Genomic DNA, 25,286 nt, shown 5'->3' with positions numbered 1-25,286 from the left:
TGTGTTCAGTCGAGCAGGTGTTCAGTCGGGCAGTCCGCCGGCGAGCAGTTCCACGAAGCCGATGTCCTCGTTCGCCACGCCGAAAACCTCGGCGCGCAGCAGGGTCCGCTCGGCCCAGGCGCGGTGCGGCTTCACCTCGTTCATCTTGTTGGTGTACGCCGACCTCAGCACGCCTCCGCCACCGCGCTCGGGCCGCAGGATGTCCTGGGCGTCGCTGAACTCCTCGTGGCTGACCACCGACAGCGCGTGCACCGGCAGCACGTGCGAGGGGTGGATGCAGGTCTTGCCCAGCAGGCCGTTGGCCTGGTCGAGGGAGATCTCCCGCAGCAGCCCGTCCATGGCGTGTTCGATCAGCTTCTCGCGCAGCTCCACGGCCTTTCCCTCCAGGAAGGGGCTCTGCCGCAGCTGCGGTTTGAACATACGTTCCTGCACCCGAAAGTACTCCCAGACCGGCCCGGTCACCGTGAAGCCGGTGCCGTCGGCCCGCCCGAGCATGTTCACCACGTCGGCGATCACGGAGGCGACGATCTGGACGTCGTAGGCCGTCATGTCGGGGGCTCTGCGCAGCCCGTAGGAGGAGCAGAAGTCGGTCACACCGAGGCGCAGCGCGAGCACGCGGTCGCGGTACTTGTCGACGGCGCGGTAGATGCCCTCCAGGGTCGCCACGCGCGACTCCCGGTACAGCAGCTCCGGCGACTCCAGCACCGGCATGGCGAGAAGCCGCCGTCCGCTTTCGGCCTCGGCGTCGGCGAGGGCCTCCAGGAAGGGCATGCCGCGTTCCTCGGTGAACTTCGGCAGTACGAATCCGGACAGCAGGCGCACGGCGGGGCCGAGGCGTCGTACGAGGTCGGGGATCTGCTCGGGGACACGGATCCGGACGAACAGCAGCGGCAGGTCGGCGCCGGGGCGGGAGGCGAGGTCCGCGAACTGCCGGACGAGGTTCTCCTCGCCGGCCACGACGTCCGCGTCGTCGATCGAGTCCTCCAGGCACAGGACCATCGACACCACGCCTCGTCCGGCCTGCTTGACGATGTCGTCGGCGAGCCGCGGCCTCGTCGCCGGGCTGTAGAGCGTGGCTCCCAGGGCCGCGGACAGCAGCCGGGTCGGCGAGTCGGGCGTGAAGTCGCACGGCTCCTGGTGGAACAGGCGCTTCCGCACCTCAGGGGCGATGTGCCCGAAGTGACGCATAGTACTCCCCCGTGGTGTCTGGGCTACCTCTGGATTGTCTGAAGGTGGCCGGTAATAGTACGTAGAGATCCATGTCTGGGGTTCCCGCAGGGCATGAACTTCAGGTAACCCGGCTGTGTCGGCGATCATTCGAAGGGACTGCCCATGCAGTCCGAGTACCCGCCCCCGCGTTGTCGTGACCAGGACCGAGAAGGCAGGATGACGGCATGACGCACGCGATGCTGAAGGGGTCGAACGTCCCGCTGGAAGCCACGACGGTGCGCGCCGTGCTGCGCTGGACGCCCGGGCAGGGTGTTCCGGATGTCGACGCCTCGGCGCTGCTCCTCGGCCCCGGCGGCCGCGTGCGCTCCGACGAGGACTTCGTCTTCTACAACCAGCCCCGGCACCCCTCCGGGAAGGTCTGGCGGCTCGGCAAGAAGCGGGTCGCCGAAGGCCTGACCGACACGATCCAGACAGATCTCTCCGGTGTCGAGGCCGGGGTCAGCCGGATTCTGCTGGTCGCATCGGCGGACGGCGTCACCTTCGACCGCGTACGGGCCCTGCGCATCCTGCTGTACGACGCGACGGACGGGACGGCCCCTGACGCGGAGCCGCTGGCCTACTTCGACGTCAAGCCGGAGACGGGCGGGGAGACCGCGCTGATCTGCGGTGAGCTGTACCGGCGCAATGAGGGCTGGAAGTTCCGGGCGCTGGGCGAGGGCTACACGAACGGACTGAAGGGCCTGGCGACCGACTTCGGCATCTCGGTGGACGAGTCGGAGATGGCGGAGGAATCGGCGGCGACGACGCAGCAGCAGGCGTCCGCGCCGCCCCGATCCGGCCCCGAGGTCTCCCGGCCGCTTCCGCCGGAGCAGCCGACGGGCGTGCCGCCGCAGCCGTCCCAGCCGGCGTACGGATATCCGCAGCCGTCCGCGACGCCCACGCCGGCGACCCAGCCCGCGTACGGATATCCGCATCCGACGAGTCAGCCCGCGTACGGGTACCCGCCGGCGGCCGCGGCGACCGGCGCCCAGTCCGGATACGCCTTCCCGCCGCCGGTGACCGTCGTCCCGGACCCGGATTTCCGGCTGCCGCCGCAGGGGCCGCAGTTCATCGGGCGGTAGCGGTCAGCAGCGCACGGCTCAGCGCTCCACCTTCGTCTTGTACCCCCGCCCCCAGTGCAGCCCCCACCCGTACAGCCGGTCCACTTCTCCCTGGAAGCCGTACACGAACTTCACCTCGCGCCGGACGATGATCTCGTCCTTGACCTTCTCGATCATCACGACCGCGCAGGAGCGGGCCTGAGGGTGGCGTTCGTCGAGGTGTATCTCGATGCGGGGGCCGTTGCTGGGGTACAGCGTGACGATGGCATGGGTGCGGTCGAACGCGGGCGTCTGGTCGTAGATGTAGGCGAAGACCAGCAGTCGTTTGATTTCGTCCCGGTGGTCGAGGTTGACGTACATCGTCTCGCCGGACGCCGAACCGAACCGGTCGTCGCCGCTGAGCTTGACGTACGGCGGGGCGTTGACGTCGCCGAAGTAGCCGCCGAGCGGCTGGACGACGCCCTTGGTGCCGTCCTGCAGCTCGTACAGGCAGCCCAGGTCGAGGTCGACGTTGACCATGCTCTGGCTGTGGCCCACGACCTCCGGCGGCTTGAGCGCCCTGAAGGGGTGGCGCAGCACGCTCTCCCGCCGGCCGCCGCCGAAGTCGGAGGTCCGCATCCGCCAGCTCAGGTTGATGCGCAGATGGCCGGTGGCCGCACCCTGCTTGGTCAGCGAGACCCTGTCGTGCCGTTTGGTCAGCTCGATGGCGTTGCTGGCGGCACTGCCCGAGTCGAAGTCGGCCTCGCGTCCCCGCCAGAATCCCTCCAAGAAGCCCATACACGCCCCCACGTTCGCGTCGAAGACCGGCGGGGCGGCCCGAGGACACGTCCTCGGCGGCCGCCCCGCACAGAGCGTTCCTCGCCGGGACCCGGTTCACACCCGCGACGAGGCGCGGCGGGCGCGAACCGGGTCCTTGCGGCAGGCGCGCGTCACACCCCGGACGAGACCTCAGTCCTCTCGTCCGAGCCCGCTTTTCCCTCGGCTGCCGCGAGAGCGCGGTTGCGGCGTACGGAGGACCAGAAGGACCAGCCGATCAGGATCACGCCGATGGAACCGGTGATGAGCTCGTGGATCTGGTACTGGATGGTGACCAGGAGGATCAGGGCGAGGGCGCCGATGGCGTAGTGCGCGCCGTGCTCCAGGTAGACGTAGTCGTCGAGGGTGCCCTGGCGGACCAGGTAGACGGTGAGCGACCGGACGTACATGGCGCCGATGCCGAGACCGAGGGCCATCAGGACGATGTCGTTGGTGATGGCGAAGGCACCGATCACGCCGTCGAAGGAGAAGGACGCGTCGAGGACCTCAAGGTAGAGGAACATGAAGAACGCGGCCTTGCCGGCGAGGGCGACCGCGGAGCGCGGCTTGCCGGTGCGCTCGGCTTCCTCCTCCGCCTCGTGCTCGCGTTCCTCGTCCTCTTCGAGCCTTTCCTCGAAGTAGCCGGAGAGACCGCCGACGATCATGTACGTGATGAGGCCGGCGATACCGGAGAGCAGGACCGTCTCGGCCTTGTCGGCGTGCCCGGCGTGCAGATGGGCCTGGGTCGCGAAGGTCATCGAGGTGATCAGCAGGACGATCAGCGCGATGCAGACCGACAGCATGTCGACCTTGCCGAGCTTGGCCAGCGGGCGCTCGATCCAGCCCAGCCACTTGATGTCCCGGTCTTCGAAGATGAAGTCCAGGAAGATCATCAGAAGGAACATGCCACCGAAGGCGGCGATCGCCGGGTGGGCGTCGGTGACCAGTTCCTGGTAGCGGTCCTTGTCCGTGAGCGCGAGGTCGACGGCCTCGATCGGTCCGAGCTGGGCGCTGAGGGCGACGATCACCACGGGGAAGACCAGTCGCATGCCGAAGACGGCGATCAGGATGCCGACCGTGAGGAAGATCTTCTGCCAGAAGGCATTCATCTTCTTCAGGATCCCGGCGTTGACCACCGCGTTGTCGAAGGACAGCGAGATCTCAAGGACGGAGAGGATCGCCACGATGCCGAAGGCGGTCCACCCCCCGTAGAAGACCGCCGCGACGAGGCCGAGCGCGGTGACCGCGAACGACCAGCCGAAGGTTTTCAGAACCACTGGCTACCCAATCCCTTATGTACGGGTCTCCCCCGCGCCGTACTCGGCTTTACGAAACCTTTGAAGCCGGAGTCTAGTCGGCCTCCGTTCGTATCCCACAGGGCCCCGGATTCTGCTCATATCGCCTATGAGACGTTGACCCCGAAGTCCAGGGCGATCCCCCGCAAGCCCGACGCGTACCCCTGCCCCACCGCCCGGAACTTCCACTCGCCCTGGTACCGGTAGAGCTCACCGAAGATCATCGCGGTCTCGGTGGACGCGTCCTCGCTCAGGTCGTAGCGGGCGAGTTCCTGGCCGTCGGCCTGGTTCACCACCCGGATGAAGGCGTTGCTGACCTGGCCGAAGGCCTGGCCGCGCTCGTCGGCAAGGTGGATGGAGACCGGGAAGACGATCTTGTCGCACTGGGGCGGCACCTTGGACAGGTCGACCAGGATCGACTCGTCATCGCCGTCGCCCTCACCGGTGAGGTTGTCACCGGTGTGCTCCACCGAGCCGTCCGGGCTCTTGAGCTGGTTGTAGAACACGAACCACTCGTCCCCGAGCACCCGGCCGCCGCTGCACATCAGGGCGCTGGCGTCGAGGTCGAACGGGGCTCCGGTGGTGGAGCGCGCGTCCCAGCCGAGACCGATCATCACCTGAGTGAGGTTCGGTGCGGCCTTGGACAGGGAGACATTGCCCCCCTTGGCGAGCGTGACGCCCATGGTGATGGTCCCTCCCCGAGGTGATGCTTCTCTGGCTTCCTGCGCGTCCGGCGCCGCACGTAAACCGTGCGACGCCGGGCGGTGAGACCTTCGGTCGGCTCAGACGTTCACACCGAAGTCCTGCGCGATGCCGCGCAGGCCCGAGGCGTAGCCCTGGCCGATGGCACGGAACTTCCACTCCGCGCCGTGCCGGTAGAGCTCGCCGAAGACCATGGCGGTCTCCGTGGAGGCGTCCTCACTGAGGTCGTAGCGGGCGATCTCGGCGCCGCCGGCCTGGTTCACGACGCGGATGAACGCGTTGCGGACCTGGCCGAAGGACTGCTGGCGGGTCTCGGCGTCGTAGATCGAGACCGGGAAGACGATCTTTTCCACGTCCGCCGGGACGCCGGCGAGATTGACCTTGATCTGCTCGTCGTCGCCCTCGCCCTCACCCGTGAGGTTGTCACCGGTGTGCTCGACGGAGCCGTCGGGGCTCTTGAGGTTGTTGAAGAAGATGAAGTGCTGGTCGCTGACGACCTTGCCGGAGTTGTTCAGCAGCAGCGCGCTGGCGTCCAGGTCGAAGTCGGTGCCGGTCGTGGTGCGGACGTCCCACCCCAGACCGACGATGACCGCGGTCAGGCCCGGCGCCTCCTTGGTCAGCGATACGTTGCCGCCCTTGCTGAGGCTGACTCCCACGAGTCCTCCATTGATGTCCGGGGGCGGGAAGCCCCGTAGTGCGTCGGATGTCGGATCAACGAGTCGATCCTAGTAACGGGTTCCCGCCCCACGCAGGCCCTGGAGCCGAAGAATCACCGGGGTGTCGGGCCCCGTCACGACGGCGGCGTCACAGGGTGTCGAGCGCCTTCACGTAGTCGTTGAGGTCGCGCGCGTCCGGCAGGCCGTTGACGACCGTCCAGCGCACGACGCCCTCCTTGTCGATGACGAAGGTCCCGCGCACGGCGCAACCCTTGTCCTCGTCGAAGACGCCGTAGGCGCGCGACACGTTGCCGTGCGGCCAGAAGTCGCTCAGCAGCGGGTACTCCAGGCCCTCCTGCTCGGCGAAGACGCGCAGGGTGTGGATGGAGTCGTTCGAGACGGCGAGCACCTGGGTGTCGCGGTCGGAGAACTTCGGCAGGTTGTCGCGCAGCTCGCACAGCTCGCCGGTGCACACGCCGGTGAAGGCGAACGGGTAGAAGAGCAGCACCACGTTCTTGTCGCCGAGGAAGTCGGACAGCCGCACGGTCGCGCCGTGGTTGTCCTTGAGCTCGAAGTCGGGGGCCTTCTCGCCGACCTGGATCGCCATCGTCCTGTTGGTCCCTTCGGGGGGGTTGTTCGGGCGAGAACACCCTACGCAGGGATCACCAGAGGCCTGCGGACGGGCTGACGTCGTCAGCCCGTCCGGATCCGGCCGTGGCCGGAACTACTTCTTGGACTTGGCCGCCTTCGGCGTCGCCAGGCGGCTGCCGCTCCAGTCCTTGCCGACGCTGACGCTCTTGGACGCCGTCAGTCCCGCCGTCGTAGCGGCTTCCGAGATGTCACTCGGCTCCACGTATCCCGACCGGCCGGTCTTCGGCGTGAGGAGCAGGATCGCGCCACCCTCTTCGATGTACGTGGTGGCATCCACCAGCGCATCCGTCAGGTCGCCGTCGTCGTCACGGAACCACAGCACAACGGCGTCGGCCACGTCGTCGTAGTCCTCATCCACCAGGTCGCTCTCGATGGCTTCCTCGATGGCCTCGCGGAGCTCCTGGTCCACGTCGTCGTCGTAGCCGATCTCCTGGACCACCTGCCCGGGCTGGAACCCCAGCCTGGCGGCAGGGTTCGTCCGCTCCTCCGCGTGGTCCGCGGTCGCGCTCACGGGTTGCCTCCTGATCATGTCTTGGGAATATCTCAGCCACGCGCGTGCGCGAAGCATTGGCCGTAGTCCACACGGGCGGGGCGGATCGCGCAAGTACCCGGCCGTTCAGACCGCCGAAACGGTGACGATCCTGGCCGTGTCACCGCAACTCCAGGCACAGCCTCCCAGGCGCAGGTGACGCACACCACACCTTTCTGCCCGCTTTGCGCGTTTGGGAATCCTCTGTGGGTACGAGACTCGAATGAGTTTGCCCAAGTCGCCCCGGGGTCGGCACAGGGCCGACCCAGGTCCCGGTTACCTCTCGGTAGAGATGACGTTCCGGCTCCCGGAGGTACACGATGGGGATCGGCGCAGGCACGAGACGACCCCCGAGACAAACAGCGAAAAGCGGCCTCTGACAGGTGGCCCTCCGACAGGTAAGGAACAGCGTGGCTTCCGGATCCGATCGCAACCCGATCATCATTGGCGGCCTTCCGAGTCAGGTTCCTGACTTCGATCCCGAGGAAACCCAGGAGTGGCTCGACTCCCTCGACGCCGCAGTGGACGAGCGCGGCCGGGAGCGGGCCCGTTATCTGATGCTGCGGCTGATCGAGCGGGCCCGCGAGAAGCGCGTGGCCGTGCCCGAGATGCGCAGCACGGACTACGTCAACACCATCCCCACCAAGAGCGAGCCGTTCTTCCCCGGCAACGAGGAGATCGAGCGCAAGATCCTCAACGCCACCCGCTGGAACGCCGCGGTGATGGTCTCGCGCGCCCAGCGGCCGGGCATCGGCGTCGGCGGCCACATCGCCACCTTCGCCTCCTCCGCCTCGCTCTACGACGTGGGCTTCAACCACTTCTTCCGGGGCAAGGACGAGGGCGACGGCGGCGACCAGGTCTTCTTCCAGGGTCACGCCTCGCCGGGCATCTACGCCCGCGCGTACCTGCTGGACCGGCTGAGCGAGCAGCACCTGGACGGCTTCCGGCAGGAGAAGTCGAAGGCGCCGTACGGACTGTCGTCGTACCCGCATCCGCGCCTCATGCCGGACTTCTGGGAGTTCCCGACGGTCTCGATGGGCCTCGGCCCGATCGGCGCGATCTACCAGGCGCGGATGAACCGGTACATGCACGCGCGCGGGATCGCCGACACGTCCAAGTCGCACGTGTGGGCGTTCCTCGGCGACGGCGAGATGGACGAGCCGGAGTCGCTCGGCCAGCTGACGCTCGCCGCGCGTGAGGGCCTGGACAACCTGACCTTCGTCGTCAACTGCAACCTGCAGCGGCTCGACGGCCCGGTGCGCGGCAACGGCAAGATCATCCAGGAGCTGGAGTCGGTCTTCCGCGGTGCCGGCTGGAACGTCATCAAGCTGATCTGGGACCGCACCTGGGACCCGCTGCTGGCGCAGGACCGGGACGGCGTCCTGGTCAACAAGATGAACACCACGCCGGACGGCCAGTTCCAGACCTACGCCACCGAGTCCGGCGCGTACATCCGCGAGCACTTCTTCGGTGACGACGTGCGGCTGCGCGCGATGGTCGAGCACATGACCGACGACCAGATCCTGCACCTGGGCCGCGGCGGTCACGACCACCGGAAGATCTTCGCGGCGTTCTCGGCGGCCAAGGCGCACAAGGGCCAGCCGACGGTCATCCTCGCCAAGACGATCAAGGGCTGGACGCTCGGCCCGAACTTCGAGGGCCGCAACGCCACGCACCAGATGAAGAAGCTGACGGTCGACGACCTCAAGCACTTCCGGGACCGTCTGCACCTGCCGATCTCCGACAAGGAGCTGGAGTCCGGCCTGCCGCCGTACTACCACCCGGGCCGGGACTCGGAGGAGATCCAGTACATGCACGACCGCCGCAAGGGGCTCGGCGGTTACGTCCCCACGCGCGTCGTCCGCTCCAAGCCTCTGCGGCTGCCCGAGGACAAGACGTACGCGACCGTGAAGAAGGGCTCGGGCCAGCAGTCCATCGCGACGACGATGGCCTTCGTCCGGCTCCTCAAGGACCTCATGCGGGACAAGGAGATCGGCAAGCGATTCGTGCTGATCGCGCCGGACGAGTACCGCACGTTCGGCATGGACTCGTTCTTCCCGAGCGCGAAGATCTACAACCCGCTGGGCCAGCAGTACGAGGCCGTGGACCGCGACCTCCTCCTCGCCTACAAGGAGTCGCCGAACGGCCAGATGCTGCACGACGGCATCTCGGAGGCGGGCTGCACGGCCTCCCTGATCGCCGCCGGCTCGGCCTACGCGACCCACGGTGAGCCGCTCATCCCGGTCTACGTCTTCTACTCGATGTTCGGTTTCCAGCGGACCGGCGACCAGTTCTGGCAGATGTCCGACCAGCTGGCACGCGGCTTCGTCCTCGGCGCGACCGCGGGCCGCACGACCCTGACCGGTGAGGGTCTGCAGCACGCGGACGGCCACTCGCAGCTGCTGGCCTCGACCAACCCGGGCTGTGTGGCGTACGACCCGGCCTTCGCGTACGAGATCGCGCACATCGTCAAGGACGGTCTGCGCCGGATGTACGGCAGCTCGGAGGAGCACCCGCACGGCGAGGACGTCTTCTACTACCTGACCGTCTACAACGAGCCGATCCAGCACCCGGCCGAGCCGGAGAACGTGGACGTCGAGGGCATCCTCAAGGGCATCTACCGGCTCAGCGAGGGCACGGCGGGCTCGATCCCGGCGCAGATCATGGCGTCGGGCGTCGCGCTGCCGTGGGCGATCGAGGCGCAGCAGATCCTGGCCCAGGACTGGAACGTGAAGGCCGACGTCTGGTCGGCGACCTCCTGGAACGAGCTGCGGCGCGAGGCCGTGGCCTGCGAGCAGCACAACCTGCTGCACCCCGAGGAGGAGCAGCGGGTGCCGTACGTGACGCAGAAGCTGTCCGGCGCGCAGGGGCCGTTCGTGGCCGTGTCCGACTGGATGCGGTCGGTCCCGGACCAGATCGCGCGCTGGGTGCCCGGAACCTACCAGTCCCTCGGCGCCGACGGCTTCGGCTTCGCCGACACGCGCGGCGCGGCCCGCCGCTTCTTCCACATCGACGCCCAGTCGATCGTGGTCGCGGTCCTCACCGAGCTGGCCCGCGAGGGCAAGGTGGACCGCTCGGTGCTGAAGCAGGCCATCGACCGCTACCAGCTGCTCGACGTGGCAGCGGCCGACCCGGGTGTCGCAGGCGGTGACGCGTAGGCACAGGGTGCCTGACGAGGGCGGTGGAGTCTGTGGCTCCACCGCCCTCACGGTTTCTTTACGATGCGGGCATGAAGGCGGGCAGGAGAGACCAGTCGGCGCAGGTCCGTTGGGAGTCGGTGACCCAACGGCCCCTGATGGCACTCGCGGTGATGTTCGCCGTGGCCTATGCCGTGCCGATCGTCGCCGACGACGCGAGCTCGTCGGTGGCGTTCGCGTGCACGGTGGTCGAGTGGGCGGTGTGGGGAGCGTTCGCCGCGGACTACCTAGCGCGGCTGGTACTCGCCCCTGACCGGCGGGGCTTCATACGTACGCACTGGCTGGACCTGTGCGCGGTGGTGCTGCCGATGGTGCAGCCGTTGCGGCTGCTGCGGCTGGTCTCGACGCTGATGCTGGTGGGGCGGCGGGCGCGGATGGCCACGCAGATCCGGCTGACCACGTATGTCGCGGGGTCCGTGGTCGGGCTGCTGATGTTCGGGTCGCTGGCGGTGCTGTCGGTGGAGCGGGACTCGCCGGACGGGAACATCCGGACGTTGGGTGACGCGGTGTGGTGGTCGTTCACGACGATGACGACCGTGGGGTACGGGGATCACGCGCCGACGACGGGTTTGGGCCGGCTGATCGCGGTGGGGCTGATGCTGTCGGGGATCGCGCTGTTGGGTGTGGTGACGGCGAACATCGCGGCGTGGTTCATCGCGCGGTTCGAGAAGGACGACGTGGAGGAACGGCGGCAGACGGAGGCGATTCGGGGACTGACGGAGGAGGTACGGGCACTGCGGGCGGAGGTGGCTGCGCTGCAGGAACGGTCGGTGAGGTGACGGGGTTGCCGAACAACCCGGCGCGACGGGGTGCCTCCCCCAAGCTTTCCGAGCAGGGGGTACCCCCAGCGCCCACCCGTGCCGCCCCAGGCGGCACGCATGCCCGCGGCTGGGCGGACCGGCACGTACCCGCACTCATCCGCAGTCGCCCACGGCGCGAAGGGGCCGTGTCGGGGGGTGTCCGCCCGCAGCGGCCGGCGTCCATCACCCTCCACCCCGGTAAGAGACAGTTCCGCCGGACCGAGGACGGACACCCCCCGGCGCGGCCCCGACCCACCACCACCCGTAGGCGCAACGCGCACCCCCACCGAACCCGCACAGGCCGCCGCAGGCATCCGCATCCGCACCCGCACACACAAAGGTGGGCCCCCGGCCGCTTCCGCCGGGGGCCCTTCCCTCACTTCCCCGCGGGTCAGAACATGCCGCTGCCCGGGGTGCCCGCTCCGGCCAGCCAGATGACTGCCAGGAGCGTGTCGATGGCGCCCAGTACCAGGGCGACCAGGGCCGTGACAGGACGGGAGCCCGCCCAGGTGCGGCCCATGGAGAGCCAGCCGCAGACGATCGCGACGGGGCCGAGGATGATCCCCAGCACGAAGAACCCGGCGACCGCGCACGTGACTCCGATGACTCCGAGCGTCGCGCGATCCGGCCCGTTCCGTGACCACGTCCGGCTACGTGAACGGGGGTGCCTGCGCGTTCCGTGTCCGAAGCTCGCCATCACCAACTCCCCGAACCCCTGGATCAACTACCGGAACTCCTCGATGAGTTCGGGTTCGGTTGGGGTTCGACCATGCGAGTACCCCGGATACGGCCGTCATTCCTGCGGCCTTCAACTTCGTTCGCTGCCTGCGCGCTGCCCCCCTCCGGCAGCGCGCCGCAGCCCGGTCGTCCGCCATGCCCTTGCGGAGGACTTGACCCACTGTGACCTGCGGCCCCCACCGGAGGGGAGGGGTTCGTCGCCGTTGTCACCCGGATAGGCGAACCGCACGCCGACGCCCCGTAAAAGCCGGCGACCCGTCAGAGCGGACGCCCCGTCAGAGCGGACGCCCTGTCAGATGTGCCCCACGCCCGCACCGGCCGCCGCGTTCTCACCCCGCTTGGTGAGGAACGCGACCAGCACCGCGACCACGGCAACCCCCGCAGCGACCAGGGAGGCCGCGCTCATCCCGGCGATGAACGTGTCATGCGCGACGTCCGTGATCTTCGCGGCGACAGAGTCCGGGGTACCCGGCGTAACCGGCGCCACCCCGACCTGAACCGCCTCGGAAGCCAGGCGCTCCTGCGCCGGAGTGAGCGGCGGAAGTCCCGCGTCCGCCCAGTTGCCGGCCAGGTCGCTGTCGACCTTGGAGGCCATCACGGCACCCAGCACGGCCGTACCGAGACTGCCGCCGATCTGCATCGCGGCCTGCTGGAGCCCCCCGGCCACACCCGACAGCTCCATCGGGGCGTTGCCGACGATGACCTCCGTGGCGCCGACCATGACGGGCGCGAGGCCGAGGCCCAGCAGGGCGAACCAGAGCGACATGGGACCGCTGCCGGTGTCCGCCTCCAGCGTGGACATGCCGTACATGGCGATCGCGGTGACCGCCATACCGCCGGCCAGCGGAACCCGCGGGCCCAGCTTGGTGATCATCGCGCCCGCGAGCGGGGACCCGACGATCATCATGCCGGTGAGCGGCAGCAGGTGCAGACCGGCGTCGATCGGGCTCATGCCGTGCACGTTCTGCAGATAGAAGGTGACGAAGAACAGGCCGCCCATGAAGGCGATGGCCATCAGGACCATCAGGACGACACCCGCCGACAGCGGAATGGAGCGGAACAGCGCCAGCGGGATCAGCGGCTCCTTCACCTTCGTCTCCCAGAAGGAGAAGAGCGCGAAGCCCACGACGCAGGCGACGATGAACGCCCATGTCTTGCCGTCGCCCCAGCCCCAGTCGGGAGCCTTGATGAGCGCCCACACGAGACAGAACATCGCGGCCGACAGCAGGGCGATACCCAGCAGGTCGAAGGAGCGCGGGGCGTTCTCGGCCCGGTGGTCCAGCAGGATCAGCACGCCGAGGATCACGGCGAGGGCGCCGACCGGCACGTTGATGAAGAAGACGGACTGCCAGTTGACGTGCTCGACGAGCACGCCGCCGAGGATCGGGCCGCCCGCGGTGGAGGCCCCGACGACCATGCCCCAGATGCCGATGGCCATGTTGAGCTTCTCGGCCGGGAACGTGGCTCGCAGCAGACCGAGCGCGGCAGGCATCAGCAGTGCGCCGAACAGGCCCTGGAAGACGCGGAAGGTGACGACCAGCGCGATGCTGTCGGACAGGCCGATGGCCCCCGAGGCGGCGGCGAAGCCGACCACGCCGATGAGGAAGGTCTGCCGGTGACCGAACCGGTCACCGAGCTTGCCCGCGGTGATCAGGGAGACCGCGAGGGCGAGGAAGTAACCGTTGGTGATCCACTGGACCTCGGCGAAGGTGGCGCCCAGGTCCTTCTGTATGGCCGGGTTGGCGATGGCCACGATGGTGCCGTCGAGGGCCACCATCATGACCCCCACGGCGACGGTGATGAGGGTGAGCCAGGGGTGCCCCCGCAGCCCCTTGCCGGGCGTCGCGCCCGACGAAGATGCCGGCGCGTCGCCCCCCGGCCCCGTCGCGTCGATGGCGGTCTGACTAGTCATACGGGCGAGCGTAATGTCAGCGACTGACACTTGACAATCTGACGCACAAGTCGGTGACTGACATCGCACTCCCCTGTAGGGTGCCTGATCTTGGAGATCAGCCAGGAAGGAGGGCCCATGGAGACGGCGGCGACCGTAGGCACGGCACCCCGGCCCGGGCTGCGCGAGCTCAAGAAGCAGCGCACGCGGGACGCGCTGCTGCGGGCCGCCTTCAGGCTCTTCACGACCCAGGGGTACGAGCAGACCACCGTCGACGAGATCGCCGAGGCCGTCGACGTCTCGCAGCGCACCTTCTTCCGCTACTTCGCGAGCAAGGAGGAGGCCGCGTTCTTCGTCCTGCGCATCGGGGAGTCGCACATCCTGGAGGCCGTGCGCGCCCGGCCGCCGGCCGAGGCCCCGTTCGAGGCGCTCCGCCGGGCCGTCCTGGAGAGCTGGGACGCCCTCCACGAGACCATCGAGCAGATCGTGCCGGTCGACCTTCACCTGCGCATCTACCAGGTGATCGAGTCGACCCCCGCACTGCTCGCCGCCCACCTGCGGCGCGCGGCGGAAATGGAGGACCGGCTCGCGTGCGTCATCGCCGAGCGCGAGGGGCTGGACGTGGACGCGGACCCGCGGCCGAGGATCGTGGTGGCCCTGTTCGGCGGGGTGATCCGGGTCGCGGAACGGATATGGTCCACAGGGGAGGACCTCAGCCTGGAGGCGATGCGCGAGCAGATGACCAGGTACCTCGACGAGGTGGGTCCCGCACTGGCCGGGAACTGGCGTACAGACTGAACCCAGTACACCATGATCGAAACGTGATCCGTGTCACTTGGTTCACGCGAGACCCTCTCGTTCTCCTAATGTGTCCTCTCAGTGACTTCCTTCGACACCTCCCCGCAACCGAACGTCTGGCGCGCCCTGCTCGCCCTGGCCGTGGTGTTCGTGATGCTGGCGACCACCGGCTGGACCGCCCTGCGCAACCAGAAGAACCCGACCGCGCTCGCGGCCTCGCTCGCCGCCTGGGAAGACGCCCGGATCGAGGGCTACCGGCTGCCCGACCCGCAGGCGGCGCCCGCCCGGCTGGCCCGTTTCTTCGCCTCGCTCACCGAGCGGCAGCGCACCAGCCTCGCCCGCCGCTATCCGCTCGCGGTCGGCAACATGAACGGCGCCCCCGTCGAGCTGCGCTACCGCGCCAACCGCATCGCGCTCGGGCAGGCGCGCAAGGTCGAGCTGAAACGCATGCACGACAGCCGCCTCACCCCGGACGGACAGCAGGATGCGGGCCGCCGTATGCACCGCTTCGAGTCGCTGATGAGCGAGAGCCGGCACATCCTCGCCTTCGACCCGGAGGGCTCGGGCCGGGTCGCCGAGGTGTTCGGGAACCTGGACAAGGCCGACCGCGTGTCCGTGATCGTCCCCGGCGTCGACACCAACCTGCTCACCTTCCAGCGCACCCAGCGCAGGTACTCGGCGCCCGTCGGCATGGCGAAGTCGCTGTACGCGGCCGAGCGCGCGGCGAGCCCCTCGACGCGTACGGCCGTGATCGCCTGGGCCGACTACACGGCACCCAGCGGGGTCGGCATGGACGCGGCGACGGCGATGCGCGCGGAGAGCGGCGCCGCCCGCCTGAACGCGCTGCTGCGCGGGCTCCCCGGCGGCTCACCGGTCTCCCTCTTCTGCCACAGCTACGGCTCGGTGGTGTGCGGGATCGCCGCGCACGCGCTGCCGCGCCGGGTGGCCGACATCGCGGTGGCCGGCAGCCCCGGCATGCGCGTGGAGACGGCCTCGCAGCTGCGGACCTCCGCCCAGGTGTGGTCGATGCGGGACGCCGACGACTGGGTCCAGGACGTGCCGTACCTGGAGGTCGGCGGGCTGGGACACGGCGCCGACCCGGTGTCCACCGCGTTCGGCGCACGGGTGCTGTCGGCGCGCGGCGCCCAGGGTCACAGCGGCTACTTCGAACCGGGCACGGAGAGTCTGCTGAACTTCGCCGACATCGGTGTTGGCGCATACCGCTCGGTGCACTGCGCGGGCGAAGACGAGGGCTGCCGGGCGGATTTGTCCGGCACGGCGCCGGTCGGACGCGCGTAGAGACAACAGAAACCGCGGTCTGCACGGGGAGGGGACGGAGGAGCTCATGCCGCATACGATGAGCCGCATGGGTGACGTACTGGCCGGATTTCATGCCGCCTGGGAGTTCGAGTCCGACTCCGTGCTCATCCGTTACGAACGGGGGATCCGGACACCGAAGCTGTTGCAGGCGCTGGGGGAACGCCGTATCCCCCTGGAGGCGATCGCCGGCGTCACGCTGACGCCCGGCAGACGCGGCACCGTCGTGCTGCGTGTCGAGCCCCGGCCGGGCGCCGATCCGCTGATGGAGGCGGCCGCCGGGCAGTTGAAGGAGAACAGCGACCCGTACCGGCTGGTGCTGCCCGCCGAGCGGGACGCTCTCGCGGAGTACTACGCGGACGAGTTGCGTGCGCGGCTCACCGAGTCGGGGCCGGCCGAACGTCACCTGGTGGCCGCGCCCGAGGCGCCGTTGCAGTTCAAGGCGTACGACGGGAAGGCGTCCTTCGACGGCAGCACGGTCCACTTCAGATGGTTCTGGACGGGGGCGTCGTCGGCGAAGTGGAAGGCCGGCGACCAGAGTTTCCCGGTCGCCGACCTCAGCGGGGTGGAGTGGCGGTCCCCCGAGGTGTTCGAGGGACATCTGCGGTTGTTGCGCCACGACGGGGCCGCGTCACCCGCGCAGGCCGACCAGGATCCGGCAGCGGTGGTCTTCGGGCTCGGATACGGGCCCGTGCACGAGTCGCTGCCGTTCGCCGCGGCTGTGCTGGCCGCGGTGCGGAAGTCCGGGCCGGCTGTCAAGGTTCCGGCGTCCGCGCCGCGCCGTGACCCCGCCGACATCGCCGAGCGCATCCGTCACCTGGGGGAGCTGCATCAGGCCGGGCTGGTGACGGATGAGGAGTTCTCGGCGAAGAAGGCGGAGTTGTTGTCGGAGCTTTAGCGTCTGCCGAGTGCGGTTCGGTTTCGGCTGCGGGCCGTGTGTGGCTTGTCGCGCAGTTCCCCGCGCCCCTGAGAGCCTCTACTCACGCCCCGCAGAAGTGAACGTCATGTCGGCGTACCGGTCGCCCGACACCTTCGTGGCGATCGGCTCCAGCAAGGACAGTTCCTCCTCCGTCAGGACGATCCGCGTCGCCGCCACGTTCTCCTCCACCCGGCCCGGCCTGCGGGTGCCCGGGATCGGGACGATCGGGAGGTCGTGGACTGCCGCCCGCTGCTGGACCCAGGCCAGGGCGATCTGCCCCAGGGTGGCTCCGTGAGCCTCGGCCACCGTGCGGATCGGGTCCAGGAGCGCCGCGTTGGCCGACGCGTTCTCCCCCGTGAAGCGGGGCTGCTGACGGCGGAAGTCGCCGGCCGTCAGGTCCTTGTCGGCGTTGACGAAGGAGCCCGTGAGGAAGCCCCGGCCGAGCGGCGAGTACGGCACCAGTGCCACGCCCAGTTCACGGGCGGCCGGGACGACCTTCGCCTCGATGTCCCGGCTGAACAGCGACCACTCCGACTGCACGGCGGCGATGGGGTGGACGGCCTGGGCGGCGCGCAGTTCGTCGGCGGTGACCTCGCTCAGGCCCAGGTGCTTCACCTTGCCCTCGCGGACCAGTTCGGCCATGGTCCCGACGGTCTCCTCGATCGGCACGTTCACATCGCGCCGGTGCATGTAGTAGAGGTCGATCACGTCGACGTCCAGCCGCTTCAGGCTGTCCTCGGCGGCCTGCCGGATGTACGGCGGGTCGTTGCGGATGACCCGCCTCGTCGGGTCGTCCGGCGGTATCGACAGGGCGAACTTGGTGGCGATGACGACCTCGTCGCGGTGTGCCTTGAAGAACGGCGACAGGAACCGCTCGTTCTCCCCCGCGCCGTACGCGTCCGCCGTGTCGTAGAGCGTGACGCCGAGTTCCAGCGCGCGCTCCAGGGCCGCCCTGGACTCCCCCGCGTCCGACGGGCCGTAGCCGAAGCTCATGCCCATGCAGCCGAGGCCCTGTACACCCACCTCCGGGCCGCCGTCGCCGAGCCGTGCCGTCGGGATCCTGCTGTCGGTCATCGGGTCCTCTCCGCTTCGCGGCCGTGCCCTGCGTCCGCGTAGAAACTGATCTTCAGGTCGAGTACGGCGAGTGTGTCCTGCAGCTCCGCGATCCGTGCCAGCACGTCCCGGCGGGTCGCCTCCAGGAGCTCCCGCCGCTCGCCGTACGTGCTCTCGCCCTCGCGCACCAGCTCCGCGTACCGGACCATGTCGGCGACCGGCATGCCCGTCATGCGCAGCTTCCCGACGAAGTCGAGCCAGTCCAGGTCGCGGTTGGTGTAGCGACGCTGCCCGGTGTGCGAGCGGTCGATGTGGGACATCAGGCCGATCCGCTCGTACCAGCGCAGGGTGTGCGCCGTCAGGCCGGTGAAGGCGACGACCTCGCTGATCGTGTAGCGGTCCTGGCCGTCGGGGCGTGGGTGCCTGCGGGGCGGCGCGGAGCAGATGTCGGTCCTGGTGCCGGTCGGGCGGGTCGCCTCGGCCGTGGTCTGCATCACCGTCATGGCCCCCACGCTAGAACCTTGGAGTGCACTCCAAGCAAGGCCGGGCGGTAAGAGATGGTCAAAATCGGCGGGACGCGGAGCGGGGCGGCTGGCTAGCGTGCGGGGCATGAGTCTCGTACGCCGTGCCCTGCCCAAGGACGCCGAGGAAGTCATGCGCCTGCGCCAGGTGATGATCGATTCCATGTCGGCGGAAGGCCCCTCGTCCGCCGAGTGGCACGCGGAGTCCCTGCCGACCCTGCGGGCCCGACTGGCCGAGCCGGACGGGGAGTTCGCGGCGTTCGTCGTCGGCCACCCGGAACGGCCCGAGCGGCTGGCGGCGCTGGCGGCCGGAACGCTGGAGTACCGGATCGGGCGGGCCGGCAATCCGCACGGGCGGATCGGCTACGTCTTCAGCGTCGCGACCGACCCGGACGCACGGCGCCGCGGCTACGCGCGTGCCTGCATGGAGGCGCTGCTGGAGTGGTTCCGGGAGCGGGGCGCCGGCTACGTCATGCTCACCGCGTCCCCCGACGCCGAGCCGCTGTACGAGTCGATGGGCTTCCGGCGGGACCCTGCCCCCTCCATGCGGCTGCACCTGTGAGCGGCATAGGCTCGCTGGCATGTCGTTGAAGAGCCTTGCGTTGATCGAGAACTGGCCGGTTCCCACCGCGGCGGCGGGTGTCGTGCGGGCGGACGGCACGGTGCCGGGAGTACACGGGCCGGCCGGCCGGCGGTTCCCGCTGGCGTCGGTCACCAAGCCGCTCGCGGCGTACGCGGTGCTCGTCGCGTACGAGGAGGGGGCGGTCGAGCTCGACGAGCCGGCGGGGCCGGCCGGGTCGACGGTGCGGCATCTGCTCGCGCACACCTCGGGGCTCGCCTTCGACGAGCACCGGGTGACGGCGCCTCCCGGGGAGCGGCGGCTGTACTCGAACGCCGGGTTCGAGCAGCTCGGGGACCACATCGCGAAGGCGACGGACATCCCGTTCGCCGAGTATCTGCGGCAGGCGGTGCTCCAGCCGCTGGGGATGGAGTCGACGACGCTGGACGGCTCTCCCGCGAAGGACGGCGTGTCCACGGTCGAGGACCTGCTGCGGTTCGCGGCGGAGGTGCAGGCGCCGCGGCTGCTGGATCCGCGGACGGTGGCGGAGGCGATGACGGTGCAGTACCCGGGGACGAAGGGGGTGCTGCCGGGATACGGGCACCAGAACCCGAACGACTGGGGGCTCGGCTTCGAGATCCGGGACTCCAAGTCGCCGCACTGGACGGGGGGTTCGTCCTCACCTCGGACGTTCGGGCATTTCGGGCAGTCCGGTACGTTTCTGTGGATCGACCCCGATGCCGGTGCCGCCTGCGTGGCGCTCACGGACCGGGCGTTCGGGCCCTGGGCGATCGAGGCGTGGCCGGCGTTCACGGACGCCGTGCTGGCCGAACTCCAGGGCCGGCCCTAAGTCATCTCCCACACCAGCAGCTCCGCCCGGGTCACCGCCACCGCCTCCAGGGCCTTCGCGTCCGTGACGCGCGCCGCGTCCCCCGGGCGCAGTTCCTCACCGTCCAGCCGCACCTCGCCCCGGACGACATGGACGTACACATACGCCCCGTCCGGCACAGCGGTCCGCTCCCCCGCCGCGAGGCGGCGTACGTGGAGCATCGCGCCCGCCTCCGGGACGGCGTACGGGGTGGAGTCCGCGATGCCGCGGACGATCTCGTACGCCGGGTCACCGCCGGGCTCCAGCGGGGCCAGCCACATCTGGACGAAGGTCAGAGGGGCCGGGCCGTCGTTGCGCTCGACGTGGCGGACGCCGGCCGCCGAGCTCAGGCGCTGCACGTCCCCGGCGCGGACGACCGTCTCGTGGCCCGTGGAGTCGCGGTGGGTCAGCTCGCCCTCGACGACCCACGTGACGATCTCGGTGTGGCTGTGCGGGTGCTCGTCGAAGCCGGCGCCGGGGGCGAGGTGCTCCTCGTTGCAGGCGATGAGCGCGCCGAAGCGGAGGTTGCCGGGATCGTAGTGCGGTCCGAAGGAGAAGGCGTGGAACGTCTCGATCCCACCCTCGGGGTCGCCTCCGGAAAAGCGCTCACCGGCGCGCCGTACGTCCATCACGCACCCCACCGTAGACCCGGCGGCGCATGCGCCCGTCCCGATAAGGCAGTCTTGTCCCCGTGCCCCATCCCGAAGCCAGCAAGAACGAAGCAGCAGCGCACGACGTCCATCCGCACGTCGGGACCCTGAAGCGGCTGGAGAAGTCGTCCGGGTCCCTCGCCGCGCAGGCCATCGCGCGGATGGACGAGACGCTGCCGTGGTACCGGGCCATGCCCCCGGAGAACCGTTCCTGGATCGGGCTCGTGGCGCAGGCGGGTATCGCCGCCTTCACCGAGTGGTTCCGGCACCCGGACGCCCCGCAGGCGATCTCCACCGATGTGTTCGGCACCGCGCCCCGCGAGCTGACCCGGGCCATCACGCTGCGGCAGACCGTGGAGATGGTGCGGACCACCATCGAGGTCATGGAGAGCGCGATCGACGAGGTCGCCGCTCCCGGGGACGAGAGCGTGCTGCGCGAGGCGCTGCTCGTGTACGCGCGGGAGATCGCCTTCGCCACCGCCCAGGTGTACGCCCAGGCCGCCGAGGCGCGCGGCGCGTGGGACGCGCGGCTGGAGTCGCTGGTCGTCAACGCCGTGCTCAGCGGTGAGGCCGACGAAGGGGCGGTCAGCAGGGCCGCCGCCCTCGGGTGGAACTCGCCCGAGCATGTGTGCGTCGTGCTGGGCACCGCGCCCGACGGGGACTCGGAGCTGACCGTGGAGGCCATCCGGCGGGCGGCCCGGCACGCCAAGCTCCAGGTGCTGACCGGCGTGCTCGGGGACCGGCTGGTGGTCATCGCGGGCGGCAGCGACAACCCGCTCGCCGTGGCCAAGTCGCTCATCGGGCCGTTCGCCGCGGGACCGGTCGTGGCCGGCCCGATCGTGCCGGACCTGCTCGCCGCGACCCGCTCCGCGCAGGCCGCCGCCGCAGGGCTCAAGGCGTGTTCTGCCTGGCAGGACGCCCCCCGGCCGGTGCTGGCGGACGATCTGCTGCCGGAGCGCGCGATCGCCGGGGACCCGTCCGCGCGCGAGCAGCTGGTGGAGGAGATCTACAGACCGCTGGAGGAGGCCGGGGCCGCACTCCTGGAGACGCTGAGCGTCTATCTGGAGCAGGCGAGCAGTCTCGAAGGGGCCGCCCGGATGCTGTTCGTGCATCCCAACACCGTGCGCTACCGGCTCCGACGTGTGACTGACGTCACCGGATGGTCACCCTCCGATGTACGGTCGGCATTCACACTGCGCATCGCGCTGATCCTGGGACGTCTGACCGATGGAGATCCACAACTCTAGGCTTTTGTCGAGGACCCACAAATCCCCCTTCCGTTCTTCGTCCTTGTCCTCACGGGCGGCCGTGGCCGTCCCCAAGAGAGAGTGTGAGAGTGCTCGTACTCGTCGCTCCCGGCCAGGGCGCCCAGGCGCCCGGCTTTCTGACCCCCTGGCTCGAACTGCCCGGTGTCCGCGGTGCCCTTGAGGCGTGGTCCGACGCCGTGCAGGTCGACCTGATCCGCTACGGCACCGAGGGCGACGCGGAGGAGATCCGCGACACCGCGGTGGCGCAGCCGCTGCTGGTGGCGGCCGGGCTGGCCTCCGCCCACATGCTCTTCGACGACCCGGCGGAGCTGCCCCGCAAGGTCGGCGCCGTCGCCGGACACAGCGTCGGCGAGCTGACCGCGGCCGCGCTCGCCGGGGTGCTCCCCGACGAGGAGACCGTCCGGCTGGTGCGCGCCCGCGGGCTCGCCATGGCCGAGGCCGCCGCGATCAGCGAGACCGGCATGTCGGCACTCCTCGGCGGTGACCCCGAGGTGAGCCTCGCCCACCTGGAGAAGCTGGACCTGACCCCCGCGAACATCAACGGCGCGGGCCAGATCGTGGCGGCCGGCACGCTGGAGCAGCTCGCGGCGCTGAGCGAGGACAAGCCCGAGGGCGTGCGCAAGGTCGTCCCGCTGAAGGTCGCCGGCGCCTTCCACACCCACCACATGGCCCCGGCGGTCGAGAAGCTGGCCGAGGCCGCCAGGGAGCTCACCCCCGGCGACCCGAAGGTCCCGTACGTCTCCAACAAGGACGGGCGGACCGTCGCCACCGGCACCGAGGTGCTGGAGCGGGTGGTCGGCCAGGTCGCCAACCCGGTCCGGTGGGACCTGTGCATGGAGACTTTCAAGGAGCTCGGTGTCACCGCCCTGATCGAGGTGTGTCCCGGCGGTACGCTCACCGGTCTCGCCAAGCGCGCGCTGCCCGGCGTCAAGACGCTCGCCCTGAAGACCCCCGCCGACCTCGACGCGGCTCGCGAGCTGATCGCAGAGCACACTGCCTGACAAGGAGCCCGAGAGCATGTCGAAGATCAAGCCCAGCAAGGGCGCCCCGTACGCACGCATCCTCGGTGTGGGCGGCTACCGCCCGACCCGGATCGTGCCGAACGAGGTGATCCTCGAGAAGATCGACTCGTCCGACGAGTGGATCCGCTCGCGCTCCGGTATCGAGACCCGGCACTGGGCGTCGCCGGAGGAGACCGTCGCGGCGATGTCCCTGGAGGCCTCCGGCAAGGCGATCGCGGACGCCGGGATCACCGCCGGGCAGGTCGGCGCGGTGGTCGTCTCGACGGTCTCGCACTTCAGCCAGACCCCGGCCGTCGCCACCGAGATCGCCGACAAGCTGGGCACCGACAAGGCCGCCGCCTTCGACATCTCCGCGGGCTGCGCGGGCTTCGGCTACGGCCTCACCCTCGCCAAGGGCATGGTCGTCGAGGGCTCGGCGGAGTACGTCCTCGTGATCGGCGTGGAGCGGCTCAGCGACCTCACCGACCTGGAGGACCGGGCCACGGCCTTCCTGTTCGGCGACGGCGCGGGCGCGGTGGTCGTCGGCCCGTCCGAGGAGCCCGCGATCGGCCCGACCGTCTGGGGCTCCGAGGGCGACAAGGCCGAGACGATCAAGCAGACGGTTCCGTGGGACCGCTTCCGGATCGGTGACCTGTCCGAGCTGCCCGTCGACAGCGAGGGCAACGTCAAGTTCCCCGCGATCACGCAGGAAGGCCAGGCGGTGTTCCGCTGGGCCGTGTTCGAGATGGCGAAGGTCGCCCAGCAGGCGCTGGACGCGGCCGGGATCACCCCGGACGACCTGGACGTCTTCATCCCGCACCAGGCCAACGTGCGGATCATCGACTCGATGGTGAAGACCCTGGGGCTGCCGGAGCACGTCACGGTCGCCCGTGACATCCGCACCACCGGCAACACCTCGGCCGCCTCGATCCCGCTCGCGATGGAGCGGCTCCTGGCGACCGGCGAGGCGAAGAGCGGCGACACCGCGCTCGTCATCGGCTTCGGGGCGGGTCTCGTGTACGCAGCGACGGTCGTTACCCTCCCCTAGGCACTCCGTGCCGGATCATGCGTCCGGTGCGGAAAAAGCACCCCCTGCCGCTGACGCGGTGGGCGCCACACCCTCTGGATACTACGAAGGAGCGCCAACATGGCCGCCACTCAGGAAGAGATCGTCGCCGGTCTCGCCGAGATCGTGAACGAGATCGCCGGCATCCCGGTTGAGGACGTCCAGCTGGACAAGTCCTTCACCGACGACCTGGACGTCGACTCGCTGTCCATGGTCGAGGTCGTCGTCGCCGCCGAAGAGCGTTTCGACGTCAAGATCCCGGACGAGGACGTCAAGAACCTCAAGACGGTCGGCGACGCGACCGACTACATCCTCAAGCACCAGGCCTGATCGACCGATCAACCGGGCTGAGCCCGGTTCCGGGCTGACTGCCCCGCCACCCGGCGGTGGCGCCGTACGAATCCCGTATCCGTTGGAGAAAGAATTCCCGTGAGCTCGACCAATCGCACCGTGGTCGTCACCGGTATCGGCGCAACCACACCGCTGGGTGGCGACGCAGCCTCTACCTGGGAGGGTCTGGTCGCCGGCAGGTCCGGCGTCAAGCCCCTGGAGCAGGACTGGGCGGCCGACCAGGCCGTCCGTATCGCGGCGCCCGTCGCCGTGGAACCGACCGAGGTCATCCCGCGGCCGCAGGCCCGCCGCCTGGACCGTTCGGCGCAGTTCGCGCTGATCGCGGCCAAGGAGGCCTGGGCCGACGCCGGTTTCGACGCCAAGGCCGGTGAGGGCGCGGCCGTCGACCCCGACCGGCTCGGCGCGGTCATCGCCTCCGGCATCGGCGGCGTGACGACCCTGCTCGACCAGTACGACGTGCTCAAGGAGAAGGGCGTCCGCCGCGTCTCCCCGCACACCGTTCCGATGCTGATGCCGAACGGCCCGTCGGCGAACGTGGGTCTGGCCGTGGGCGCCCGGGCGGGCGTGCACACGCCGGTCTCCGCCTGCGCGTCGGGTGCGGAGGCCATCGGCTACGCCATCGAGATGATCCGCACCGGCCGCGCCGACGTCGTCGTCGCCGGCGGTACGGAGGCGGCGATCCACCCGCTGCCGATCGCCGCGTTCGGCAACATGATGGCGATGTCCAAGAACAACGACGACCCGCAGGGTGCCTCGCGTCCCTACGACGTGGCCCGGGACGGCTTCGTCCTCGGCGAGGGCGCCGGCGTGATCGTCCTGGAGTCCGCCGAGCACGCCGCCCAGCGCGGTGCGCGGGTGTACGCCGAGGCGGTCGGGCAGGGCATCTCCGCCGACAGCCACGACATCGTGCAGCCGGAGCCGGAGGGCCGCGGCATCTCGCACGCCCTGCAGAACCTGCTGGAGCGCACCGACCTGGACCCGGCGGAGATCGTGCACGTCAACGCGCACGCGACCTCCACGCCGGCCGGTGACATCGCCGAGCTGAAGGCGCTGCGGAAGGTGTTCGGGGACGACACCGACCACTTCGCGGTGTCCGCGACCAAGTCGATGACCGGTCACCTGCTCGGTGGCGCGGGCGGCGTGGAGACGGTCGCGACCGTGCTCGCCCTGTACCACCGGGTGGCTCCGCCGACCATCAACATCGAGAATCTCGACCCCGAGGCGGAGGCCAACGCCGACGTCGTGCGCGGCGAGGCCCGCAAGCTGCCGGTCGAGGGCCGCATCGCCGCCCTCAACGACTCCTTCGGGTTCGGCGGGCACAACGTGGTGCTGGCGTTCCGTACGATCTGAGTCGCACCAGCGTGAAGGGCCCCACCGGCTGGTGGGGGCCC

At 69.7% G+C, this 25,286-nt stretch carries 25 protein-coding genes; 13 read left to right on the top strand and 12 right to left on the bottom strand.

From position 1 onward, the window contains the following. Nucleotides 1–21: 21 nt before the first annotated feature. Complete coding sequence (locus NW895_RS05515) at nt 22–1,188, bottom strand: HpcH/HpaI aldolase/citrate lyase family protein (protein WP_289934158.1); 1,167 nt, start codon at nt 1,186–1,188, stop codon at nt 22–24. A 206-nt stretch (nt 1,189–1,394) separates the two neighbouring features. Between NW895_RS05515 and NW895_RS05510 the strand changes: the two genes are divergently transcribed. Next, complete coding sequence (locus NW895_RS05510) at nt 1,395–2,291, top strand: TerD family protein (protein WP_289934157.1); 897 nt, start codon at nt 1,395–1,397, stop codon at nt 2,289–2,291. Nucleotides 2,292–2,309: 18 nt separating this feature from the next. Here NW895_RS05510 and NW895_RS05505 read toward each other — a convergent pair whose 3' ends face one another. From NW895_RS05505 to NW895_RS05480, 6 genes are all read right to left on the bottom strand, one after another. Then, nucleotides 2,310–3,047, bottom strand: coding sequence for a Tellurium resistance (locus NW895_RS05505; RefSeq protein ID WP_289934156.1), 738 nt, complete (start codon nt 3,045–3,047; stop codon nt 2,310–2,312). 152 nt (nt 3,048–3,199) lie between these two features. Further along, nucleotides 3,200–4,342, bottom strand: coding sequence for a DUF475 domain-containing protein (locus NW895_RS05500; protein ID WP_289934153.1), 1,143 nt, complete (start codon nt 4,340–4,342; stop codon nt 3,200–3,202). 125 nt (nt 4,343–4,467) lie between these two features. Beyond that, nucleotides 4,468–5,043 (bottom strand): TerD family protein, encoded by a 576-nt coding sequence (locus NW895_RS05495; protein ID WP_289934151.1) that lies wholly within the window; start codon nt 5,041–5,043, stop codon nt 4,468–4,470. A gap of 99 nt (nt 5,044–5,142) precedes the next feature. After that, the gene (locus tag NW895_RS05490) at nt 5,143–5,718 is read right to left on the bottom strand and encodes a calcium homeostasis/redox stress adaptation protein (protein ID WP_289934150.1); all 576 of its coding nucleotides are present in this window, start codon (nt 5,716–5,718) and stop codon (nt 5,143–5,145) included. Nucleotides 5,719–5,866: 148 nt separating this feature from the next. Beyond that, nucleotides 5,867–6,325, bottom strand: a complete 459-nt coding sequence (locus NW895_RS05485) for a peroxiredoxin (protein WP_289934149.1) — start codon at nt 6,323–6,325, stop codon at nt 5,867–5,869. 117 nt (nt 6,326–6,442) lie between these two features. Further along, nucleotides 6,443–6,880 carry a DUF3052 domain-containing protein gene (locus NW895_RS05480; RefSeq protein WP_289934148.1) on the bottom strand — a complete coding sequence of 146 codons (438 nt, stop codon included), beginning with the start codon at nt 6,878–6,880 and terminating at the stop codon, nt 6,443–6,445. Nucleotides 6,881–7,308: 428 nt separating this feature from the next. Between NW895_RS05480 and aceE the strand changes: the two genes are divergently transcribed. Both aceE and NW895_RS05470 read left to right on the top strand, forming a co-directional pair. Next, nucleotides 7,309–10,056, top strand: coding sequence for a pyruvate dehydrogenase (acetyl-transferring), homodimeric type (gene aceE, locus NW895_RS05475; protein ID WP_289934145.1), 2,748 nt, complete (start codon nt 7,309–7,311; stop codon nt 10,054–10,056). Between the two features lie 71 nt (nt 10,057–10,127). Beyond that, entirely contained in the window at nt 10,128–10,874 is a 747-nt protein-coding gene (locus tag NW895_RS05470; protein WP_289934143.1) for a potassium channel family protein, read from the top strand. Nucleotides 10,875–11,286: 412 nt separating this feature from the next. Here NW895_RS05470 and NW895_RS05465 read toward each other — a convergent pair whose 3' ends face one another. Both NW895_RS05465 and NW895_RS05460 read right to left on the bottom strand, forming a co-directional pair. After that, complete coding sequence (locus tag NW895_RS05465) at nt 11,287–11,592, bottom strand: small hydrophobic protein (RefSeq protein WP_289934801.1); 306 nt, start codon at nt 11,590–11,592, stop codon at nt 11,287–11,289. Nucleotides 11,593–11,925: 333 nt separating this feature from the next. Continuing rightward, nucleotides 11,926–13,545, bottom strand: a complete 1,620-nt coding sequence (locus tag NW895_RS05460; protein ID WP_289934142.1) for an MFS transporter — start codon at nt 13,543–13,545, stop codon at nt 11,926–11,928. Between the two features lie 117 nt (nt 13,546–13,662). Here NW895_RS05460 and NW895_RS05455 point away from each other — a divergent pair, with 117 nt between their 5' ends. From NW895_RS05455 to NW895_RS05445, 3 genes are all read left to right on the top strand, one after another. Continuing rightward, nucleotides 13,663–14,322 (top strand): TetR family transcriptional regulator, encoded by a 660-nt coding sequence (locus NW895_RS05455; protein WP_289934141.1) that lies wholly within the window; start codon nt 13,663–13,665, stop codon nt 14,320–14,322. A gap of 81 nt (nt 14,323–14,403) precedes the next feature. Continuing rightward, nucleotides 14,404–15,621 (top strand): alpha/beta hydrolase family protein, encoded by a 1,218-nt coding sequence (locus tag NW895_RS05450; protein ID WP_289934140.1) that lies wholly within the window; start codon nt 14,404–14,406, stop codon nt 15,619–15,621. Between the two features lie 58 nt (nt 15,622–15,679). Beyond that, nucleotides 15,680–16,537, top strand: coding sequence for a DUF4429 domain-containing protein (locus NW895_RS05445; protein WP_289934800.1), 858 nt, complete (start codon nt 15,680–15,682; stop codon nt 16,535–16,537). Nucleotides 16,538–16,615: 78 nt separating this feature from the next. On the opposite strand, the gene NW895_RS05440 is transcribed toward NW895_RS05445, so the two are convergent. Both NW895_RS05440 and NW895_RS05435 read right to left on the bottom strand, forming a co-directional pair. After that, nucleotides 16,616–17,632, bottom strand: coding sequence for an aldo/keto reductase (locus tag NW895_RS05440; protein WP_289934139.1), 1,017 nt, complete (start codon nt 17,630–17,632; stop codon nt 16,616–16,618). Then, nucleotides 17,629–18,114 (bottom strand): MerR family transcriptional regulator, encoded by a 486-nt coding sequence (locus tag NW895_RS05435; protein ID WP_289934138.1) that lies wholly within the window; start codon nt 18,112–18,114, stop codon nt 17,629–17,631. Before NW895_RS05435 ends, NW895_RS05440 begins: the two co-directional genes overlap by 4 nt. A 106-nt stretch (nt 18,115–18,220) precedes the next feature. Here NW895_RS05435 and NW895_RS05430 point away from each other — a divergent pair, with 106 nt between their 5' ends. Together NW895_RS05430 and NW895_RS05425 are read left to right on the top strand one after the other, a co-directional pair. Beyond that, the gene (locus NW895_RS05430; protein ID WP_289934137.1) at nt 18,221–18,694 is read left to right on the top strand and encodes a GNAT family N-acetyltransferase; all 474 of its coding nucleotides are present in this window, start codon (nt 18,221–18,223) and stop codon (nt 18,692–18,694) included. A 19-nt stretch (nt 18,695–18,713) separates the two neighbouring features. Then, complete coding sequence (locus tag NW895_RS05425) at nt 18,714–19,541, top strand: serine hydrolase domain-containing protein (protein ID WP_289934136.1); 828 nt, start codon at nt 18,714–18,716, stop codon at nt 19,539–19,541. On the opposite strand, the gene NW895_RS05420 is transcribed toward NW895_RS05425, so the two are convergent. Further along, nucleotides 19,538–20,188 (bottom strand): pirin family protein, encoded by a 651-nt coding sequence (locus NW895_RS05420; protein WP_289934799.1) that lies wholly within the window; start codon nt 20,186–20,188, stop codon nt 19,538–19,540. The genes NW895_RS05425 and NW895_RS05420 overlap by 4 nt on opposite strands. Before the next feature lie 62 nt (nt 20,189–20,250). On the opposite strand from NW895_RS05420, the gene fasR reads away from it, so the two are divergent. The 5 genes from fasR to NW895_RS05395 all read left to right on the top strand — a co-directional run bounded on the left by fasR (nt 20,251) and on the right by NW895_RS05395 (nt 25,245). Continuing rightward, the gene (gene fasR, locus NW895_RS05415) at nt 20,251–21,456 is read left to right on the top strand and encodes a fatty acid biosynthesis transcriptional regulator FasR (RefSeq protein WP_289934135.1); all 1,206 of its coding nucleotides are present in this window, start codon (nt 20,251–20,253) and stop codon (nt 21,454–21,456) included. Nucleotides 21,457–21,545: 89 nt separating this feature from the next. Next, a complete protein-coding gene (locus NW895_RS05410) occupies nt 21,546–22,478 on the top strand; it encodes an ACP S-malonyltransferase (protein WP_289934133.1) in 933 nt (310 codons plus the stop codon). 16 nt (nt 22,479–22,494) lie between these two features. Continuing rightward, entirely contained in the window at nt 22,495–23,526 is a 1,032-nt protein-coding gene (locus tag NW895_RS05405) for a ketoacyl-ACP synthase III (RefSeq protein WP_289934131.1), read from the top strand. Between the two features lie 99 nt (nt 23,527–23,625). Continuing rightward, a complete protein-coding gene (locus tag NW895_RS05400; protein WP_030341284.1) occupies nt 23,626–23,874 on the top strand; it encodes an acyl carrier protein in 249 nt (82 codons plus the stop codon). Between the two features lie 99 nt (nt 23,875–23,973). Continuing rightward, nucleotides 23,974–25,245 carry a beta-ketoacyl-[acyl-carrier-protein] synthase family protein gene (locus tag NW895_RS05395; RefSeq protein ID WP_289934126.1) on the top strand — a complete coding sequence of 424 codons (1,272 nt, stop codon included), beginning with the start codon at nt 23,974–23,976 and terminating at the stop codon, nt 25,243–25,245. Nucleotides 25,246–25,286: the final 41 nt, after the last annotated feature.

The sequence above is a fragment of the Streptomyces sp. S.PNR 29 genome (assembly GCF_030386795.1).
In the GTDB taxonomy this organism is placed as follows: Bacteria; Actinomycetota; Actinomycetes; order Streptomycetales; family Streptomycetaceae; genus Streptomyces.
Note: the sequence above shows the minus strand (reverse complement) of the source record. Positions and strands in the feature narration are given on the sequence as shown.

Bases quoted from the DNA above. Each gene is read 5' to 3' on its own strand.
- NW895_RS05515 (WP_289934158.1), bottom strand. From the start codon at position 1,188: ATGCGTCACTTCGGGCACATCGCCCCTGAGGTGCGGAAGCGCCTGTTC.
- NW895_RS05510 (WP_289934157.1), top strand. From the start codon at position 1,395: ATGACGCACGCGATGCTGAAGGGGTCGAACGTCCCGCTGGAAGCCACG.
- NW895_RS05505 (WP_289934156.1), bottom strand. From the start codon at position 3,047: ATGGGCTTCTTGGAGGGATTCTGGCGGGGACGCGAGGCCGACTTCGAC.
- NW895_RS05495 (WP_289934151.1), bottom strand. From the start codon at position 5,043: ATGGGCGTCACGCTCGCCAAGGGGGGCAATGTCTCCCTGTCCAAGGCC.
- NW895_RS05485 (WP_289934149.1), bottom strand. From the start codon at position 6,325: ATGGCGATCCAGGTCGGCGAGAAGGCCCCCGACTTCGAGCTCAAGGAC.
- NW895_RS05470 (WP_289934143.1), top strand. From the start codon at position 10,128: ATGAAGGCGGGCAGGAGAGACCAGTCGGCGCAGGTCCGTTGGGAGTCG.
- NW895_RS05465 (WP_289934801.1), bottom strand. From the start codon at position 11,592: ATGGCGAGCTTCGGACACGGAACGCGCAGGCACCCCCGTTCACGTAGC.
- NW895_RS05460 (WP_289934142.1), bottom strand. From the start codon at position 13,545: ATGACTAGTCAGACCGCCATCGACGCGACGGGGCCGGGGGGCGACGCG.
- NW895_RS05455 (WP_289934141.1), top strand. From the start codon at position 13,663: ATGGAGACGGCGGCGACCGTAGGCACGGCACCCCGGCCCGGGCTGCGC.
- NW895_RS05445 (WP_289934800.1), top strand. From the start codon at position 15,680: ATGAGCCGCATGGGTGACGTACTGGCCGGATTTCATGCCGCCTGGGAG.
- NW895_RS05440 (WP_289934139.1), bottom strand. From the start codon at position 17,632: ATGACCGACAGCAGGATCCCGACGGCACGGCTCGGCGACGGCGGCCCG.
- NW895_RS05435 (WP_289934138.1), bottom strand. From the start codon at position 18,114: ATGACGGTGATGCAGACCACGGCCGAGGCGACCCGCCCGACCGGCACC.
- NW895_RS05430 (WP_289934137.1), top strand. From the start codon at position 18,221: ATGAGTCTCGTACGCCGTGCCCTGCCCAAGGACGCCGAGGAAGTCATG.
- NW895_RS05425 (WP_289934136.1), top strand. From the start codon at position 18,714: ATGTCGTTGAAGAGCCTTGCGTTGATCGAGAACTGGCCGGTTCCCACC.
- NW895_RS05420 (WP_289934799.1), bottom strand. From the start codon at position 20,188: ATGGACGTACGGCGCGCCGGTGAGCGCTTTTCCGGAGGCGACCCCGAG.
- NW895_RS05405 (WP_289934131.1), top strand. From the start codon at position 22,495: ATGTCGAAGATCAAGCCCAGCAAGGGCGCCCCGTACGCACGCATCCTC.
- NW895_RS05400 (WP_030341284.1), top strand. From the start codon at position 23,626: ATGGCCGCCACTCAGGAAGAGATCGTCGCCGGTCTCGCCGAGATCGTG.